Annotated in this window: 13 protein-coding genes; 3 read left to right on the forward strand and 10 right to left on the reverse strand. The window is 56.9% G+C overall.

Translation table 11 applies throughout. The features are described from left to right. Nucleotides 1-246: 246 nt before the first annotated feature. The 5 genes from ACR0KM_RS06210 to ACR0KM_RS06230 form a co-directional block, all read right to left on the reverse strand. Complete coding sequence (locus tag ACR0KM_RS06210) at nt 247-1,482, reverse strand: metallophosphoesterase (RefSeq protein ID WP_480858337.1); 1,236 nt, start codon at nt 1,480-1,482, stop codon at nt 247-249. A gap of 94 nt (nt 1,483-1,576) precedes the next feature. Further along, nucleotides 1,577-3,100 (reverse strand): sulfatase-like hydrolase/transferase, encoded by a 1,524-nt coding sequence (locus tag ACR0KM_RS06215; protein WP_480858339.1) that lies wholly within the window; start codon nt 3,098-3,100, stop codon nt 1,577-1,579. Beyond that, nucleotides 3,097-4,686, reverse strand: a complete 1,590-nt coding sequence (locus tag ACR0KM_RS06220) for a tripartite tricarboxylate transporter permease (protein ID WP_480858341.1) — start codon at nt 4,684-4,686, stop codon at nt 3,097-3,099. The genes ACR0KM_RS06215 and ACR0KM_RS06220 overlap by 4 nt, the downstream gene beginning before the upstream one ends. After that, nucleotides 4,686-5,237 (reverse strand): hypothetical protein, encoded by a 552-nt coding sequence (locus tag ACR0KM_RS06225; protein ID WP_480858343.1) that lies wholly within the window; start codon nt 5,235-5,237, stop codon nt 4,686-4,688. The genes ACR0KM_RS06220 and ACR0KM_RS06225 overlap by 1 nt, the downstream gene beginning before the upstream one ends. 71 nt (nt 5,238-5,308) lie before the next feature. Then, entirely contained in the window at nt 5,309-6,259 is a 951-nt protein-coding gene (locus ACR0KM_RS06230; protein WP_480858344.1) for a tripartite tricarboxylate transporter substrate-binding protein, read from the reverse strand. Between the two features lie 119 nt (nt 6,260-6,378). Here ACR0KM_RS06230 and ACR0KM_RS06235 point away from each other — a divergent pair, with 119 nt between their 5' ends. The 3 genes from ACR0KM_RS06235 to ACR0KM_RS06245 are packed head-to-tail and all read left to right on the forward strand — an operon-like array spanning nt 6,379 to nt 9,130. Continuing rightward, nucleotides 6,379-6,861, forward strand: coding sequence for a MarR family winged helix-turn-helix transcriptional regulator (locus tag ACR0KM_RS06235; protein WP_480858346.1), 483 nt, complete (start codon nt 6,379-6,381; stop codon nt 6,859-6,861). Beyond that, nucleotides 6,858-8,282, forward strand: coding sequence for a sulfatase family protein (locus tag ACR0KM_RS06240; protein ID WP_480858348.1), 1,425 nt, complete (start codon nt 6,858-6,860; stop codon nt 8,280-8,282). Before ACR0KM_RS06235 ends, ACR0KM_RS06240 begins: the two co-directional genes overlap by 4 nt. Beyond that, entirely contained in the window at nt 8,282-9,130 is an 849-nt protein-coding gene (locus ACR0KM_RS06245) for an MBL fold metallo-hydrolase (RefSeq protein WP_480858349.1), read from the forward strand. Before ACR0KM_RS06240 ends, ACR0KM_RS06245 begins: the two co-directional genes overlap by 1 nt. A gap of 101 nt (nt 9,131-9,231) precedes the next feature. Here the strand turns inward: ACR0KM_RS06245 and urtE are convergent, their stop codons facing one another. The 5 genes from urtE to urtA form a co-directional block, all read right to left on the reverse strand. Continuing rightward, on the reverse strand, nt 9,232-9,939 hold the full coding sequence (gene urtE, locus ACR0KM_RS06250) for an urea ABC transporter ATP-binding subunit UrtE (protein WP_480858351.1): 708 nt from the start codon (nt 9,937-9,939) through the stop codon (nt 9,232-9,234). Further along, nucleotides 9,929-10,669: an urea ABC transporter ATP-binding protein UrtD gene (urtD, locus tag ACR0KM_RS06255; protein ID WP_480821262.1), complete on the reverse strand. Its 741-nt coding sequence runs from the start codon at nt 10,667-10,669 to the stop codon at nt 9,929-9,931. Before urtD ends, urtE begins: the two co-directional genes overlap by 11 nt. Continuing rightward, nucleotides 10,666-11,919, reverse strand: a complete 1,254-nt coding sequence (urtC, locus tag ACR0KM_RS06260; RefSeq protein WP_480858567.1) for an urea ABC transporter permease subunit UrtC — start codon at nt 11,917-11,919, stop codon at nt 10,666-10,668. Before urtC ends, urtD begins: the two co-directional genes overlap by 4 nt. A 10-nt stretch (nt 11,920-11,929) precedes the next feature. Then, nucleotides 11,930-13,885 (reverse strand): urea ABC transporter permease subunit UrtB, encoded by a 1,956-nt coding sequence (gene urtB, locus ACR0KM_RS06265; RefSeq protein WP_480858353.1) that lies wholly within the window; start codon nt 13,883-13,885, stop codon nt 11,930-11,932. 65 nt (nt 13,886-13,950) lie between these two features. Beyond that, nucleotides 13,951-15,225, reverse strand: coding sequence for an urea ABC transporter substrate-binding protein (gene urtA / locus ACR0KM_RS06270; protein ID WP_480858354.1), 1,275 nt, complete (start codon nt 15,223-15,225; stop codon nt 13,951-13,953). Nucleotides 15,226-15,396 lie beyond the last annotated feature (171 nt).

Consider the following 15,396-nt stretch of genomic DNA (forward strand, 5'->3'; position numbering starts at 1 on the left):
GCAGGTTGCTTGCGCAATACGACGACTCTGCGACCTGCGCGCTTTTTGATGGTTTAGATGAGAGTTACGCAAACCGGTGCGTGAACTCCGGCAGTGGTTTTGGGTCGATACTGACATGTGGAGTCTGAGACTTCGAACGCCAAGTAACGCAACGACGGCAAGCAAATCGGGTGCGGCCCTGATATCAGGCGACTTGCTACAGGTCGACAATAGGGCGGCAGATCTCAAGCCATGATCAGCCTTGCGTCATTCGCAAGAAATTGTACGCCCGAGAAGACGACATCGATTTCGGGTTTTTCCTTCCGCATCGATTGCGTCCATCGACCAGCCGCCATCTGCTCTCAGGCTCAACATCAAGAAGCCGAAATCGCTATTGCTCACAACGGTGCTTGCCAGGCTGCCAGCCACTTCGACGTTGGTCGCATGATCCGTGGGCATAGGATCCAGTTGAGTTCCTCCATTGCCACTTATCCCTTGCACCGGACCGTCCAGCATATCGATCGCCTGAAAAGCGTGGATATGCCCTGACAAAACCAGGCTGACTGTTTCTGGAATAAGTCCTCCGAACGCTGCCCGCTGGGTATCGTCACCATCAATCAATTCCCCGAAAGCATGCATGTTCACCCAAAGTGGCCGGTGCGTGAGAAACCAGATTTCGCCGCTGGTTCTTGCAAACAGGTCTTGGGCCATTCGCCGGTAGACATTTGTCAGGTCGGGGCTGCTTTGCGGGGCCGGTCCGGCGGACGAGTCAAACGCAATCAGACTAAGACCATCGACAGAAACGACCCACGGCAGGGTTACAACGGGGCAACTAAAGGGACGAGCCCCGGCTTCGAAGTACCGGAACCACCCTTTATCGCCGCGTCCGCAGTTTTCGTGATTGCCTCGAAGAAATAAGAACGGGACGCGCCTGAGCAGACCGTTCGCCGGGTCCAACCAGTCTGCACCCCAGGAGTCGAAGGTGTCACCGAAAGGAGATCCGCCGCATTTTTCTGCGTCTGGGCATTGCGATGCCCGATACAGGTAGTCGCCAACATGGATAACCAGATCCGGAGATCGGTCTGTGATCTCCTCCAGAATGGAACTCAAGGGCCAAGCGGTTGGATCATTGCAGTTCTGTACTCTGCCGCCGCGAATTCGGCACCCGGTATCCCCGATCACGGCAATCCGTTGCAAGCTTGGATTGAGCGTGGGCAGCGGGGTTCCTTCCAGCAGTATCTCGCGAACCAGTTTTGACGCGTGGTATTCGCAAACCAGATGCGGGAACTGGTCCTCGGGCATCGCTCGCTTTTTCATCGCAACAGCCTGCCCATCGATTTGCAAAAGGGGGCAGTCAGGCGAGGCAGAGATTGCTCTTACAATAATTTGGTCATCGGGTCCGAGTTGGACCCAATGATGCAGCACGTCGGCTTTGGAAGGTAAAACAGCAAAACACAGCCAAACCCACGCCCCAAAAACGAGTGAAGCGGTTCTCGTCAACATGCCGGCCCCCTTTCCGAAATTGATGCAAGGTTAGGGAAGGGGCTCTGTATGTCCAGTGATTATCCTGCGCCGTGGACGCGAGCGGGCCGAGGATTCAGGCGGTTCCAACCGGTTGCCTGTCAGGTCTCATGTCATCGGGGCGCATCGCGATGTAATGTTCAAGCTTCGCCTTGATGCCCCCGAACTCCGGATCGTCAAACAGATTGTTCTGCTCACAGGGATCTGAAACCAGATCATACAGTTCACCTGCACCCGAGTTCAGTTCCACCGTCATCTTGTGTGTTCTTGTGCGTACAGTACGCAATTCCAGCGCCATACCCACGCGCCCCGGCAGCAGACCCCATTCGTTGAGTGCAAAGTCACGACGCCCTTTGTTCTCAAGCACATCGCGCAGGCTTGTGCCGTGCTGTGTCTGCAGTGGTGCAGCATTGCCGTAGTCCATGAAGGTTGGTCCCAGATCGAGGGTTGAAACCGGCTCGTCCACCACCTGTCCAGCTGGGATGCCGGGCCCTCGAACAATCATGGGAACCCGCAACAGCCCCTCGTAGTGCATCGGTCCTTTCAGTATCAGCCCGTGATCGCCCAGCCAGTCGCCATGGTCCGAGATGTAGATAACGATGGTGTTCTCATCCAGACCGGCTTGTTGCAAGGCAATCAGCATGCGCCCGACCTCGTGGTCAATATAGGCAATCTGACCATAAGTATTGGCAATTATCTCGCGCAGTTGTTCATCTGTTTGGGGGGCAATCCGGCTGTATGCCTTGCGCACATCAGCGAACTTCGGATCCGCCGGTTCGTTCTCAATCGCCGCAAGATGCCACCACGGCTTGCCGTCAAAGTCTCGTGTTCGATTGGGTGGCAGATCTACCTCTTCAGGCTTGTGCAGCCATGACCAGGGTTCGGGGCAATCAAACGGGTGATGCGGATCAGGAAAGCTGACCCAGGTGCAAAATGGCGTTTGGGCGTCCCGGCCGTGATTAAGCCACTCGATGAACCGATCTGATGTCCAGCTTGTATTGTGGAATGCTGTCGGCAGTTTCGAATGCCAGGTCTGGGCCGCATCCCTTGTGTCACCCGCATTGTCCCACATCAGTTTGGTGCGGTCATCCCCACGTCCGTCAGCGTGATAGAACCGTTCGTAATGCTGTCCCAGCGGCGGTTTTACGGGTGCCCACCAATTATGCCCGACCAGCATTAACTCAACGTGCTGAAAACCCATGTAGGGCCCATTCCACCGCTCATCATAGTCAGCCCCGGATTGAAGGCATTCCGGTGTGCCGGTTGGCTCGTAGGTGTGATAGGTTGAAAAATGCGCCTTTCCGAAAAAGCTGGTCTGGTATCCAGCCGCTGCCATTGCACCGGCCCAGCCCTTTTCCCCGACATTAGGATCAAGGTCGATGCCGTTGTCATGAACCCCGTGCGTGCGACACAGCTGCCCCGTCAGAATCGACGCCCGTGCTGGCTGACAGACCACGGACGGCGTAGTACATGACGTGAAGTGGGTTCCGTCGTTGGCCAACTGGTCCAGATGCGGTGTCTTGACGTTGCGCCCCATGAATCCAAAGCAATCCGCGCGTTGCTGGTCGGCAGAAATCAAGAGGATGTTCGGGCAGCTCATATTTGGGGCTCCGTACGAGAACGATTGGAAAGGAAGACGACAGTCACGGCGAGAGCTATAAAAATGGCGGCTATGGGGTTGGTGAACAGGAACCACGCGTCACCACCGGTTGCGGCAAACGCCTGGCGCGCGGTTTCTTCAAGATTGCCGCCGAGGATGAACGCAATCACAAAAGGCAGAGGCGACATGCCCAACCGCCGCATCAGATATCCAAGGACTCCAAACCCGACTGCAAACCAGATCGCGGACATGCGTGCCTCTTGCACGTAGATAGCGGTGAACGTCAGCAACAGAACCACGGGCAGCAGAATGTGTTTGGGGATATGGATCATGTGACCGACAATCCGCATGAACCCGCCACCAATGGTCCAGTTGAGCAGATTTGCAAGCATCATGACCGTAAACAGGCCAAAGGCCATGACCAATTCCGGATTGATGCTGCCTGTTGTGAACTTGAAAACCGACGGTCCGGGATTGAATCCGCCGATACTGTCCGCGGCAAGGATAAGAAACACAGCAGCGGCATTTCCCGGAATGCCGAGACTGAGAACTGGGATAAGGTTCGCGCCCGAGACGGAACTGTTGGCGGCCTCGGTGGATGCAATGCCTTCTGGCGCCCCATTGCCAAACTGCGTTGCATCCGGGGCTTTCTTGGCGTGACGTCGACTTCCGGTCGTGAACCCAAGTGTCGCGGCCAGCGTGCTACCGACGCCCGGCAAAGCACCAATGGCCGTTCCGATCAAGGCCGAGCGCGCAATGTAAGGCGCAATACGAAGCAGGTCAGCACGGTGCAAACGTTGATCGCCGGTTTCCGTGTATTGGGGCTGCGCTTTGGTAAAGCGATGTTCGTGCCACAGGTCCTCGATGGATTTGAACACTTCGCCAAGGATCAAAACGCCTAGTATGGCCGTTGCAATCGGAAATCCCTGCGCCAGAGTTTGCGATCCCATTGTCAGGCGCGGATAGAAGTCTTCGCCCGTTCCGATGTACACCGCCAGCAGGCCAAGTCCCATGGAAATCAGCCCCTTACCCACTGAGTCCCCGATGACCGAGGCGATGAATGCAAGCGACAGGATCAACAGAGCCGTTTTCTCTGGCAGGTCCAGATAGGCTTCGACCAGTACCGCCAAGAATGGTGCGCACAGGATCAAAACAATATCCGAGAACGTGTCCCCTGACGCTGAACTTACATGAGCGACCTTTAGTGCTTTGCGGGCCTTGCCTGCCTGCGTCATCGGATAGCCGTCCAGTGTGGTCATGAACGCGTCCGGTGTGCCTGGCGTGTTGAACAGGATCGCGGGAACGGCTCCTCCGATTGTGGCGCCTTTCATGATCCCGATCAGAAAGCCCATGACGGGCAAAAGCGCGTCTTGCGAGAATCCGAAGATTGAAATCAGGATTGGCAACGAGATCGCCATCGCCATCGGACCGGCCAACCCCGGCGTTGCCCCCACAGCGATGCCCAGAAGGAACCCGAACAAAACCATGACCGGTGTGACCGGAACACCAAAGTCGGCAATCGCGAACAGGTCCGGGCCCTGAAACACGGCCCCGACGCCGAGTTGGATATAGGTCCAGACCTCCATCATACGTCCCCGTTGGGTGGCAGCAACAGGTCATCAAACGGGACATCATACAGCAGGATCAACAGCGCACTTGCGATGACGCCAACCACCACTGCCCGGTAAGACGGACGTCCTTCGATCAGCGCGATCAGCGCGACAATCATCACTGTGCCGCCAAGGAAGAACCCGACCATGTTCCAGGGTGCTGTCGTGCGCAGCGATGCATAGCTTTCCCCCGGGCCAAATAAGGCCACCGCAGCTGGTCCCGCCCAACGCATGATTGTGAAAGTCAGCAAAAGCAGTCCAAGTAGCATCGCCAGATAACGCAGATTGGTCTGACGCAAGCGCCCGTCCATCGCCGTGGCGCGCTGTAAGACCAGCAAAAGCCCTCCAACACCGATGAAACCTGCTGCCAGCGTGGGGGCAAGTGCGTCACCGATCGTCACCTGACGGCGCACCTTTTCGATCAGACCCGTTCCGGTATCCAAGGGAACCCAGACCAAAGCGATCACCAAAGCCGCCACGATGGCGACAAGCGCGACGACGCGATTTGTATGGTTTTCCGGGGACATACGCCTGTCTCGCTGAACCAGAATGACTGTGGCGAAGTGTGGTTGCCCCGCCAGAGGGCGGGGCAATCATGTTATTCGGACGCCGCCTCCAACAACGCGCCGGCCTCAACATACTCGGCCTGCAAACGTTCTTGCAACGCGTCGCCCGACTGGATCAGCGGGCCGCCAAAGGCTTTGGTGATCATCGCGTTGGACTTCGTGCCTTCGGTTGAGATAGCCGTACCGATGGCCGATGCCAAAGCGTCCCGTACCTTCGGATCCATGCCGCCGGGGCCCACAAAGACAAAGGCACCGTCAGAGTTGAACTCGACACCCAGATCCGCAAATGTCGGTGCGTCCGGCGTCTGTTTCAGGGGTTCGGAAAGCGCCGAGGCCAGATTGACCAGATCCCCGGCGGCAACACCTTTGCCCTGGATGCCGGCCATGAAACCAAGGTCCATGTCACCCGCATTCACGCCATTCATAACTGCACGGCCACCTTTGACCGACACAATGTTAAAATCGACGCCCTGCGCCTTGCCCAGCAGATACGCGAGGTCGGCAAGACGTGGGCTCATCACCCCAAACCGCAGCTCTTCGCCGGCCTTGGCAGCGGTAACCACGTCTTCAAAGCTGTTCCAGCCTTTGGAAGACAGTGACACGACCCCCATCTGGAAACCCGCTGTCGTGGTAATGCCGGTGAAATCCGCAGGGCTGACGCCTGCATCAGCAGCTTTCATGTTGTAACCCAGCGTCTCTGTCACAACCATTCCAATGACGGACCCGTCATTCGGCATATCCTTGATGGCCAAGGCAAGGTTCATCCCGCCCTTTCCTGTCACTTGCTCGGGTATGAACTCCCAGCCGGTTGCCGCTTCCAGGTCTTCCGCGATCAATCGGGCCTGCGTATCGGCACCACCCCCTGCAGCAAACGCAATCATAAGCTTGATGGGCCCCGGCGGCGCCCACTCCTCGGCCTGCGCCGATACCGCCAGCGCCGCACCAAAAACGATAGCCGCGATGGTCTTGAATGCGAAATTCATAGCGTTTCCTCCCTGACGCAACAGGTCAAGCATCGTCGGAAATAAGTTGACCTGTCAACTAATATCAGTTGACGCATCAACCAAACTGCCCCTACGATCATGCAAATGAGGGGTGATTTATGACACTGGACAACGACCACCATCTGGGGCCCTACGAAGAGCCGTTGGAGCAGATGATCACCCTGCGTCTGGCCCGCGTATATGCTCGGCTTAATGCCCAAGCGGCCAAAATCCTTAAAGAATCCGCGGGCCTCTCTCAGGTGCAGTGGCGGGTTTTGGTGATGCTGATCAGTCTCGGCCCACTGTCCGCACATCAGATTGTACGCCGCCTTTTGATGGATAAGGGCCAACTCAGCCGCACAATAAAGATAATGGAAAAAGACGGGCTGCTTTCGGTGCGCGGCAGCGAATCAGACAGCAGGGCCTCGGTTCTGGAAATCTCAGCCAAAGGACGTGAGCTTTACGAACGTGCCCTGCCGCAAATGCGCGAACGCCAATCATTTCTGAACGCACAGTTCACAACCGAGGAACGCCGCAAGTTCATCGAAGCGCTCGGACGTATCGAGGCGGTTGTACAGGACTTTGAGATGGAGGCATCGTGACCAACTTTTTGGTGATCATGTCGGATGAGCATCAGGCGCGCGCCATGGGTTGCGCCGGTCATGACTTTGTCCAGACGCCACATCTGGATGCGTTGGCAGCTCATGGAACCCGGTTCACAAACGCATATACACCTAGCCCGATCTGCGTCCCTGCTCGTGCGTGTTTCGCCACAGGCCAGCCGGTTCACGTCACGCGCCTTTGGGACAATGCCATGCCCTATTCCGGCCAGATGCAGGGTTGGGGCCACGCCCTGCAACAAGGCGGGATACCGGTCGAAAGCATCGGCAAACTGCATTACCGCGCGCCCGAAGATCCGGCCGGCTTTGACGTCGAGCACCTCCCGATGATGGTAGCCGACGGGGTTGGCATGGTTTGGGCTTCGATCCGGCGCGAGGATGAACGCGTCACTGCAGGTCCAAGAATGCTGGGGGAATACATCGGACCGGGTCAAAGCAGATACACCGAATACGATGCAGCCGTCACAAAGCGGGCCGAAGACTGGTTAGTAGACCGTGCAGCGCGAGGGGGCCCACAACCATGGTGCCTGTACGTTGGTCTCGTCGCTCCACACTTCCCGCTGGTTTGCCCGAAAGAGTTCTTTGAGTTGTATCCCAGCGACATTCTGCCCCCGGTCAAGTTGCACCCCGATGAGGGCCACTTGCGCCACCCTTGGGTAGAAAAACAGAACGCGATGATGGATAGCGAAAACCGGTTCTCCAGCCAACAAGAACGTCTTACGGCGATGTCGGCCTATTTCGGGCTTACAAGTTGGCTGGACAGCAACGTGGGCCGTATCCTGAACGCTTTGCAAGCCAGCGGCATGGCAGAGGACACTGTCATAGTCTATACCTCGGATCACGGTGACAACGTCGGTGCACGCGGGCTGTGGGGAAAGTCCAACCTGTATGAGGAAAGTGTGGCGATACCTATGATTATGGCTGGTCCGGATGTACCTGTCGGTACCTGTGAGACCCCGGTCAGCCTTTTGGACCTCGCCGCAACCATCCCTGCGCATTTTGGTCAGGACTTCCGCTCGGAGGGGAGATCGCTTTATGAAATTGCCGCAGCTCCATCCGACCCGGATCGCCCGATCCTGAGCCAGTACCACGCCGCCGGGGCAGTGTCCGGTGCGTTCATGCTGCGCCAGGGTCGCTGGAAACTGAACCAATACATCGGTTTTGAGCCCGAACTGTTTGACCTGGTCGCAGACCCGGAGGAGTTGATCAACCTCGCTTCGGATTCCGGTCATAAAAAAACGCTTGAGCGCATGGAAAACGCGATGTCGAATCTCTTGAGTATCGAAGCTGTAGACGCGCAAGCTTTCGCTGATCAGGCTGCTTTGATCGCGCATTACGGCGGTCGTGAAGCCGCACTCAAACTCGGCGCTCCCGGCGCCACTCCGCCACCCGGGGTCACGTGATGAAACTCACCATTCTTGGGTCCGGCTCGCCCGAGGCTCACGCCCGCCGCGCTTCAAGCGGTTATCTTCTTGAAATCGGCAAAGATGTGATCCTGCTTGATTGCGGCGGCGGCGTGTTCGACAATCTGCTGCGCTCTGGCCGGTCACCTTCGGACGTCACGCACCTGTTTTTCACGCATCTGCATACCGACCACATGATGGACTATGCGCGGCTTGTACACGCAGCGTGGGACGAAGGAGGTGCGCCGCTCAAAGTGTTCGGCCCGACCCCAATCGCGCAGATCACTAACGGCTACTTTGGTCAGAATGGCGTCCTTTCCCACGACCTTCGTGCCCGCACGCAGTTTGCCCCAAGCCAAGAGGTCTGGAAAGCGCGCGGAGGCAGCCTGCCGCGCCCATGGCCCGCGCCAAGGGTACAAGAAATAGCGCCCGGATTTGTATATCAGGGCGAAGGCTGGTCGCTGAATTCCTGCGAAGTTCCGCACGCGCAGCCCTTTTTGTCCTGCCTTGCATTCTCGGTGCAAAGCGATGAGAAGAAATTTGTTTATTCCGGCGATGCTGGCCTGTGCGATGACCTGTCCGCTCTTAGTCAAGACGCCGACTTGCTGCTGCATTGGTGTTATCGTTTGGACGGTGAGCCCGCAAATCCCACGATGGCTGCCTTGACGCCGACCCCAAGCGAAATCGCATCAGCCGCGAAAGACGCTGGAGTCAAACAGCTATTACTGACTCATTTTCGTGTTCATATGGATAGCGAATCCTCACACGAAACCGCTTTGAACAGCATTCGCGGAGTGTTTGAAGGCCCGTTTGGCATTGTGGAAGATCTGCAAGAGTACTCGGTCTGACTGTTGCGCGATCAGACAGAGGCCGCCGCAAAGTGTGGATACGTTTCGTTACGTTCACGTGATGTTAGTTCAGCTGAGGGGCTTCGCGTTGCTTTGCCGTCTCACACTGAAACTGCGGTTCTGAGCTGATGCTTCTCGATCTGGGATTTCTCCCCATGCAGGTACGGCGTTCCGCGTTCCAAAACCAGGAAACTGTCACCCAAGGCGTATGCAAAATCAAAATACTGTTCGACGAGCACTATAGCCATCTCACCCTGATCGCGCAGCAGGCGAATGACATCTCCTATTTGCTTGATAATATTGGGTTGAATGCCCTCGGTTGGCTCGTCCAGCAGAAGCAGCTTTGGTTTCGTGATCAGCGCACGCGCGATTGCAAGTTGTTGTTGTTGACCTCCAGACAAGTCGCCCCCGCGCCGCGCAAGAAACTCTTTGAGGATTGGAAAAAGCTCAAAGATATAGTCCGGGATCGTGTGATCGGTGCGGGGCAGGCAGGCAAAGCCGGTTTCGAGGTTCTCGCGAACGGTCAAAAACGGGAAAATCTCGCGACCTTGCGGAACGTAGGCCACACCTTTTCTGGCGAGGTCATAGGCCGTGGCCCTGCCGATCTCTTCGCCGTTGAGCAGGTATTGACCTCCGCTGCGGGGATGCGTGCCGGATATGGCTTTCAACAGGCTCGTCTTTCCCACGCCGTTGGTGCCCATCACGCATGTGACATGACCCTGTCGCGCGGTGATGTTTACATTGCTCAAAATCTGGCTGCCACCGTAGTGCAGCGACAGATCAGAGACTTCAAGAAGGTTAGCGCCCAAGATAAACCTCGATTACTCTTTCGTCCCGAGTGACATGGTCCAACGATCCTTCCGCAAGAACCGAGCCTTCGTGCAACACGGTCACTCTGCAGTTGAGGCGGCGGACGAACTCCATATCGTGCTCGACAACGACGACAGCCCGGGTTTTGGCCGCCTCGACGAGGATGTCGGTGGTGTGCTCACGCTCTGCCGGAGTCATTCCGGCCGCCGGTTCATCCACCAGCAGCAATTGCGGGTCCTGCGCCAGCAGCATGCCGATTTCAAGCCATTGTTTTTGACCGTGGCTGAGTTCGCCTGCTTTGCGGTCCAGAGCGTTTTGCAACCCAATTTCTTCAGCCAGTCTGGCGACTTTCGCGTGATCTTCCTGTCGCGCCCGGAACCGGAGCACGGCCAGCGGTCCGCGCTTGTTTTTCAGGGCAAGCATCAGGTTTTCGCGCACGCTTTGATCTTCGAACACGGTTGGGCGTTGGAATTTTCGCCCCACGCCGGCCTGCGCGATCTGACTTTCGCTCATCGACAGTAGCGAGACCGACTTTTCGCCCCATAGAACATGACCGTCGTCTGGCTTGGTTTTGCCTGTGATGATGTCCATGAAGGTCGTCTTGCCTGCTCCGTTCGGGCCGATGACAGCCCGCATCTCGGCCGGGCCGATTTGGAATGTCAGGTTGTTGATGGCCTTGAAACCGTCAAAGGACACGGAAACCCCAGAGACTTCGAGCAGCGTGCTCATTCATTTGCCTCCTTTTCGCGCAGCGACCCAAGGTCGGGGCCCAGATCGGCGCCATGTCGATCCGGCGCGCGGCGCTCTGTGAGCTTGTCGATCAGCCCTCCTATGCCGCGGGGCGCGAACAGCGTGACTGCAACAAACGAGAGCCCCAGAAGGATGGTCCACCAGTCGACCCATTGGATCGTATAGAACCCAAGTGAGATGTCGGGGGCTTGCCCACCCGTGAACCAAGTCGACAGCAGCGAGACAAAAGCTGCACCGATCACGGCACCGTAGAGTCTTCCACGTCCGCCGATTGCCACCCAGACGGCCAGATAGATTGACGCGATGGGCGCGATCTCAGCCGGGTTGATGATACCTGCCTGCGGGTAATACAACGCGCCCGCGATCCCGCAGATCACGGCGGTGAAGGTGAAGATGAAAAGTTTGTAGGCCTCGACCGAATAGCCAAGGAACCGAACCCGGCTCTCATCATCGCGGATGGCGCGAATGACCGATCCGAACTTGCCGGACACCACCCATGCACAAACAAGATAGCCCAACCCAAGCGCCAAAGCGGATGCCCAGAAGAACAGGATCGAAATCGTTGACTGCGGCACCGCATCAAGCCCCGGCAGGTTTTGGAGCCCGGACAAGCCGTTATTCCCGCGCAGCCCGCTGTCATTTTGGAACAGGTACAGGGATAGCGCGAGCGTCATCGCTTGCGTCAGGATGGACAGATAGACCCCGGTTACGCGGCTGCGGAAGGCCAGCCAGCCAAAGACCAGAGCCAGCAGACCCGGCACCAACACGACGGCAGCCAGTTGTAACGGCAGTGAATGCGCAAAGGCCCAGATCGGAGGGAACTCGGACGCACCGACAACGCCGAAAATCTGAGTGGCGATACCATCCGAGATTTCTTGCGCGGTTGGTGGCAAGGTAGAGGCCGCGAGGCTATCAACCACGATAATCTCGGTACGGGCGTACATGAGCCACATGCCGATTGCATACCCGCCAATACCAAAGAAGGCCATGTGTCCCAGGGACAGGATACCGGTGTATCCCCAGACCAAATCCATCGCCAGCGCGGCAAGACACAAGCACAGTGTCTTACCCAAAGTCTTGATAAAACTGGTAGAGATCAGCCCGATACCAAAGCCTTCGCCCAGCACGGTGATGATCGCCGTAAACAGAGACAGGACGATCAGAAAGATGACGACAGAGGGATAGCGCAGCGCCAGCGGCTTGCGTATCGGCTCGGCTGTGGATGTCATTTCGACCATATCACGCTTCCGCCGCCCGACCTTTGAGCGCGATGATGCCGCGTGGTCGGAATTGAATGAACAGGATGATGAACAGGATCATGTAGGTCTGCGCTGCCAGAGTATTGGAAGGATTTAACCACTCAATCCCCTTTTGCAGCGTTCCGACCATCGTCGCGCCCAACAGCGTGCCCCAGATGTTGCCAACGCCACCAACGACCACGGTCATGAAGCTTTGCACGATGTAGTCAGATCCCATCTCGGACGTGACTTTTGCGTAAAGCCCGATCGCCACACCAGCGATGCCCGCAATTCCAGAGCCTAGGCCGAAGGTCAGCATGTTGATCCGATCCGGGTTGATGCCCATCGAGGACGCCATGCGGGGATTCTGCGTTACAGCTCGTACCTCAAGCCCCAATCGGGTTCGGTTCATGACGATCAGAAACAGCGCCAAAAACAGCAGTGCCAGAACAAAGATCGCAATACGGATATAGCTGATGGACACGATGTCGTTCAGCACCATCGACCCGTCCAACCATGCCGGAGCGGTCAGAGGACGCGCCTGAGTGCCAAAGATGTTCTTGGCCAATTGCTGCAAAGCAATCGAAACGCCGAAAGTTGCCAGCAACGTCTCCAGCGGGCGGTGATAGAGCCACCGAATAACCAACCGCTCAAGCAGAACACCGGCCCCAAATGTCACGAGAAACGCGCAAGGAATTGCAACAAGGATGGAAAGTGTCAGGTCAGGAATGAACAACTGCACGACATAGCCGGTGTAAGCGCCCATCATGATGAACTCACCATGGGCCATGTTGATCACGCCCATGACCCCGAAAGTGATGGCAAGGCCGATCGCAGCCAGGAAATAGATCGAGGCCAGAGACAGTGCGTCCAACACCAGATCTGCAGTCTGGTTCAACGCAACTTGTGTTTCGATGTTGTCCAATGCGACCTGCGCAGCAAGAGCAACGGGTAGTGGGGCGGAGACGTAGACTTTGAAAAACTTATGTTTTTCGACAGCCTCAGCAATATCGCCCTGTGTCACCAGCGGTGCTGCAAGGCCTTGCTGGGCCAATACCAGATACGCGGCCTCTCGTGCGGCGTCCTCGTCCAGGCTTGCCACTTGCACACCCGCGACGGTATCGCCGTTTATGTTGGCGATCAGGGTTTGCTTTACGGCTTCGGCATCCACCGGTTCCTGCGCCAGCCCATTGGCGACAAGCAGGCCATAGGCCTGGTCCAGCGTTAGGTCGTCTGACCCAACCTTTATCCCAACCGCGCCATCCGGAACTTCATCTGCGACTTTGATTTCAGATGAAACCAACGGATTGAGCGTTGCCCGGACATCAACGCCCAGATCACCGGCAAAGCTCTCGATGGCAGCCAGCCTGGCGGCCTCGTCCTCATCAAAACGGATCGTCAGCAGGCGCTCCAACCGGTCTTTGCGCGCCTTGAGATCGGTGTCTTGTTCCGCGTCGATGGAACCACGCAATGCGGACAGATGCGACGCCTCTGCGTCTCGCTCGATCGCGGTCAAAGCGGCGTCGCGGGTTTCTGGATCAGCGTCGTTAAGTTGAAACTGCACGAGGGCGGACGCGATTAGCCCTCGAATGCCAGAATTAGGCTTGAGCTGCTTGTATTCCTTTTTGTCGACTACGCCGATCTCGGTCCCGTCCGATACGTCGAAAATCTGCAACCCGCCGTCAGCCTTTGTGGCAAAGACAAACAGGCCGGTTTCTTTGTTGAACCACATGTCTTTGGCTTGCCAACGTTCCAGAACGGTCTGCGCTTCCGGCAATCCACTTTGTGCCAGCGCCTCAATCGCCGGACCAATTGTCTTACGAGAGGATTTCTGGATCACCTCCGCATGCGACTGCAAAACCTGTTGCACCGGGGCATCTGCGGATTGCGCTTGCAGAAGGGTCGGGGCGGCAAGGACCAGCAGGGCAAGCACTGCCCACCTGAACGGACGCGTCATTTAGGAAGACCTTTGTATTGAACTTCGGGACACAAGACGCGCCCCGAAGACTTCAGGTTAAGAGCTTAGTAGTTGGACTTGATCTGTACACAGCTCTCGGTTTCGGTGTTGTACATACCGCAACCCAGCTCTTTCCAATCCGACACCAGAATGGCGGATTCAGGCAGATAGTCGGTCCAGGCGTCGCCCGGAACTTCTTCGGTCTGGCTGATGATGTCGAACTGGCCGTCTTCCTGGATTTCACCGATCAGCACCGGCTTGGCCAGGTGGTGGTTCGGCAGCATCACGGCTGTACCGCCTGTGAGGTTTGGGAATTCCTGACCATACATAGCGGTTCGCACGGCGTCGACATCTGTGGTGTCAGCCTCGGTTGCTGCGTTCACCCACATGTTAAAGCCGATGTAGTGGGCTTCCATAGGGTCGTTGGTGACACGGTCCTCACCCATACGAGCCTTCCACGCTTCGACCCAAGCTGCGTTCGCGTCGCTTTCAGCTGATTGGAAGTAGTTCCAGGCCGCCAGATGACCGACGAGGTTGCTGGTATCGAGACCGGCCAGTTCCTCTTCACCGACCGAGAAAGCAACAACCGGAATATCGTCAGCCGAGATGCCTGCGGCCGCAAGTTCCTTATAGAAACCCACGTTCGCGTCGCCGTTGATGGTCGAAATCACACCGACTTTCTTGCCGTCCGCGCCAAGCGCAACCACGTCGGCAACGATCTTGGACCAGTCGGAATGACCAAAGGGGGTGTAATTGACGAAAATATCCTCTTCCGCGATACCCTTCTGCTTCAAGTAGCTTTCGAGGATATTGTTTGTGGTCCGCGGGTAGACATAGTCGGTTCCCAGCAACGCAAATTTCTCAACTTCCAACTCGTCCAGGAAGTAGTCAGTGGCCGGAATCGCCTGCTGGTTCGGCGCTGCGCCCGTGTAGAACACGTTCTTTGAGCTTTCTTCACCCTCATATTGGACCGGGTAGAACAGCAGCCCATTGAGTTCTTCGATCACGGGCAGGACAGATTTGCGAGACACCGAAGTCCAGTTGCCAAAGATCACGTCAACCTCATGCACCGTCAGCAACTCGCGCGCCTTTTCGGCAAAGAGCGGCCAGTCAGAGGCCGGATCAACGACGACCGCCTCAAGCTCGCACCCCAGCAGACCACCTGCTTCGTTTTGCTGTTCGACCAGCATTTCCATCGTGTCTTTCAGCGTGGTTTCCGAAATGGCCATCGTGCCCGACAGCGAATGCAATACACCGACCTTGATCGGGCAATCGGCCAGTGCAGGCAGAGAACTGGCCAACAGGGCTGCAGCGGTTGTGATGAGAAGTTTGTTGTGCATCAACATTTCCTTTTATGCGATGCGCAGCAAGGTTGTGCGGGCCGCCGAAACGTCCCATATAACCCCCACGCATAATTGCGGTGTGCGAGGGTGTTTTCAGGTTCCTACGCCGGACACCTTCGCACATTTTCCAAGCCGTCTTGCGGCACGCCATAGTGCTATGACGGTTCT

It is taken from the genome of Ruegeria sp. G10 (assembly GCF_056533645.1).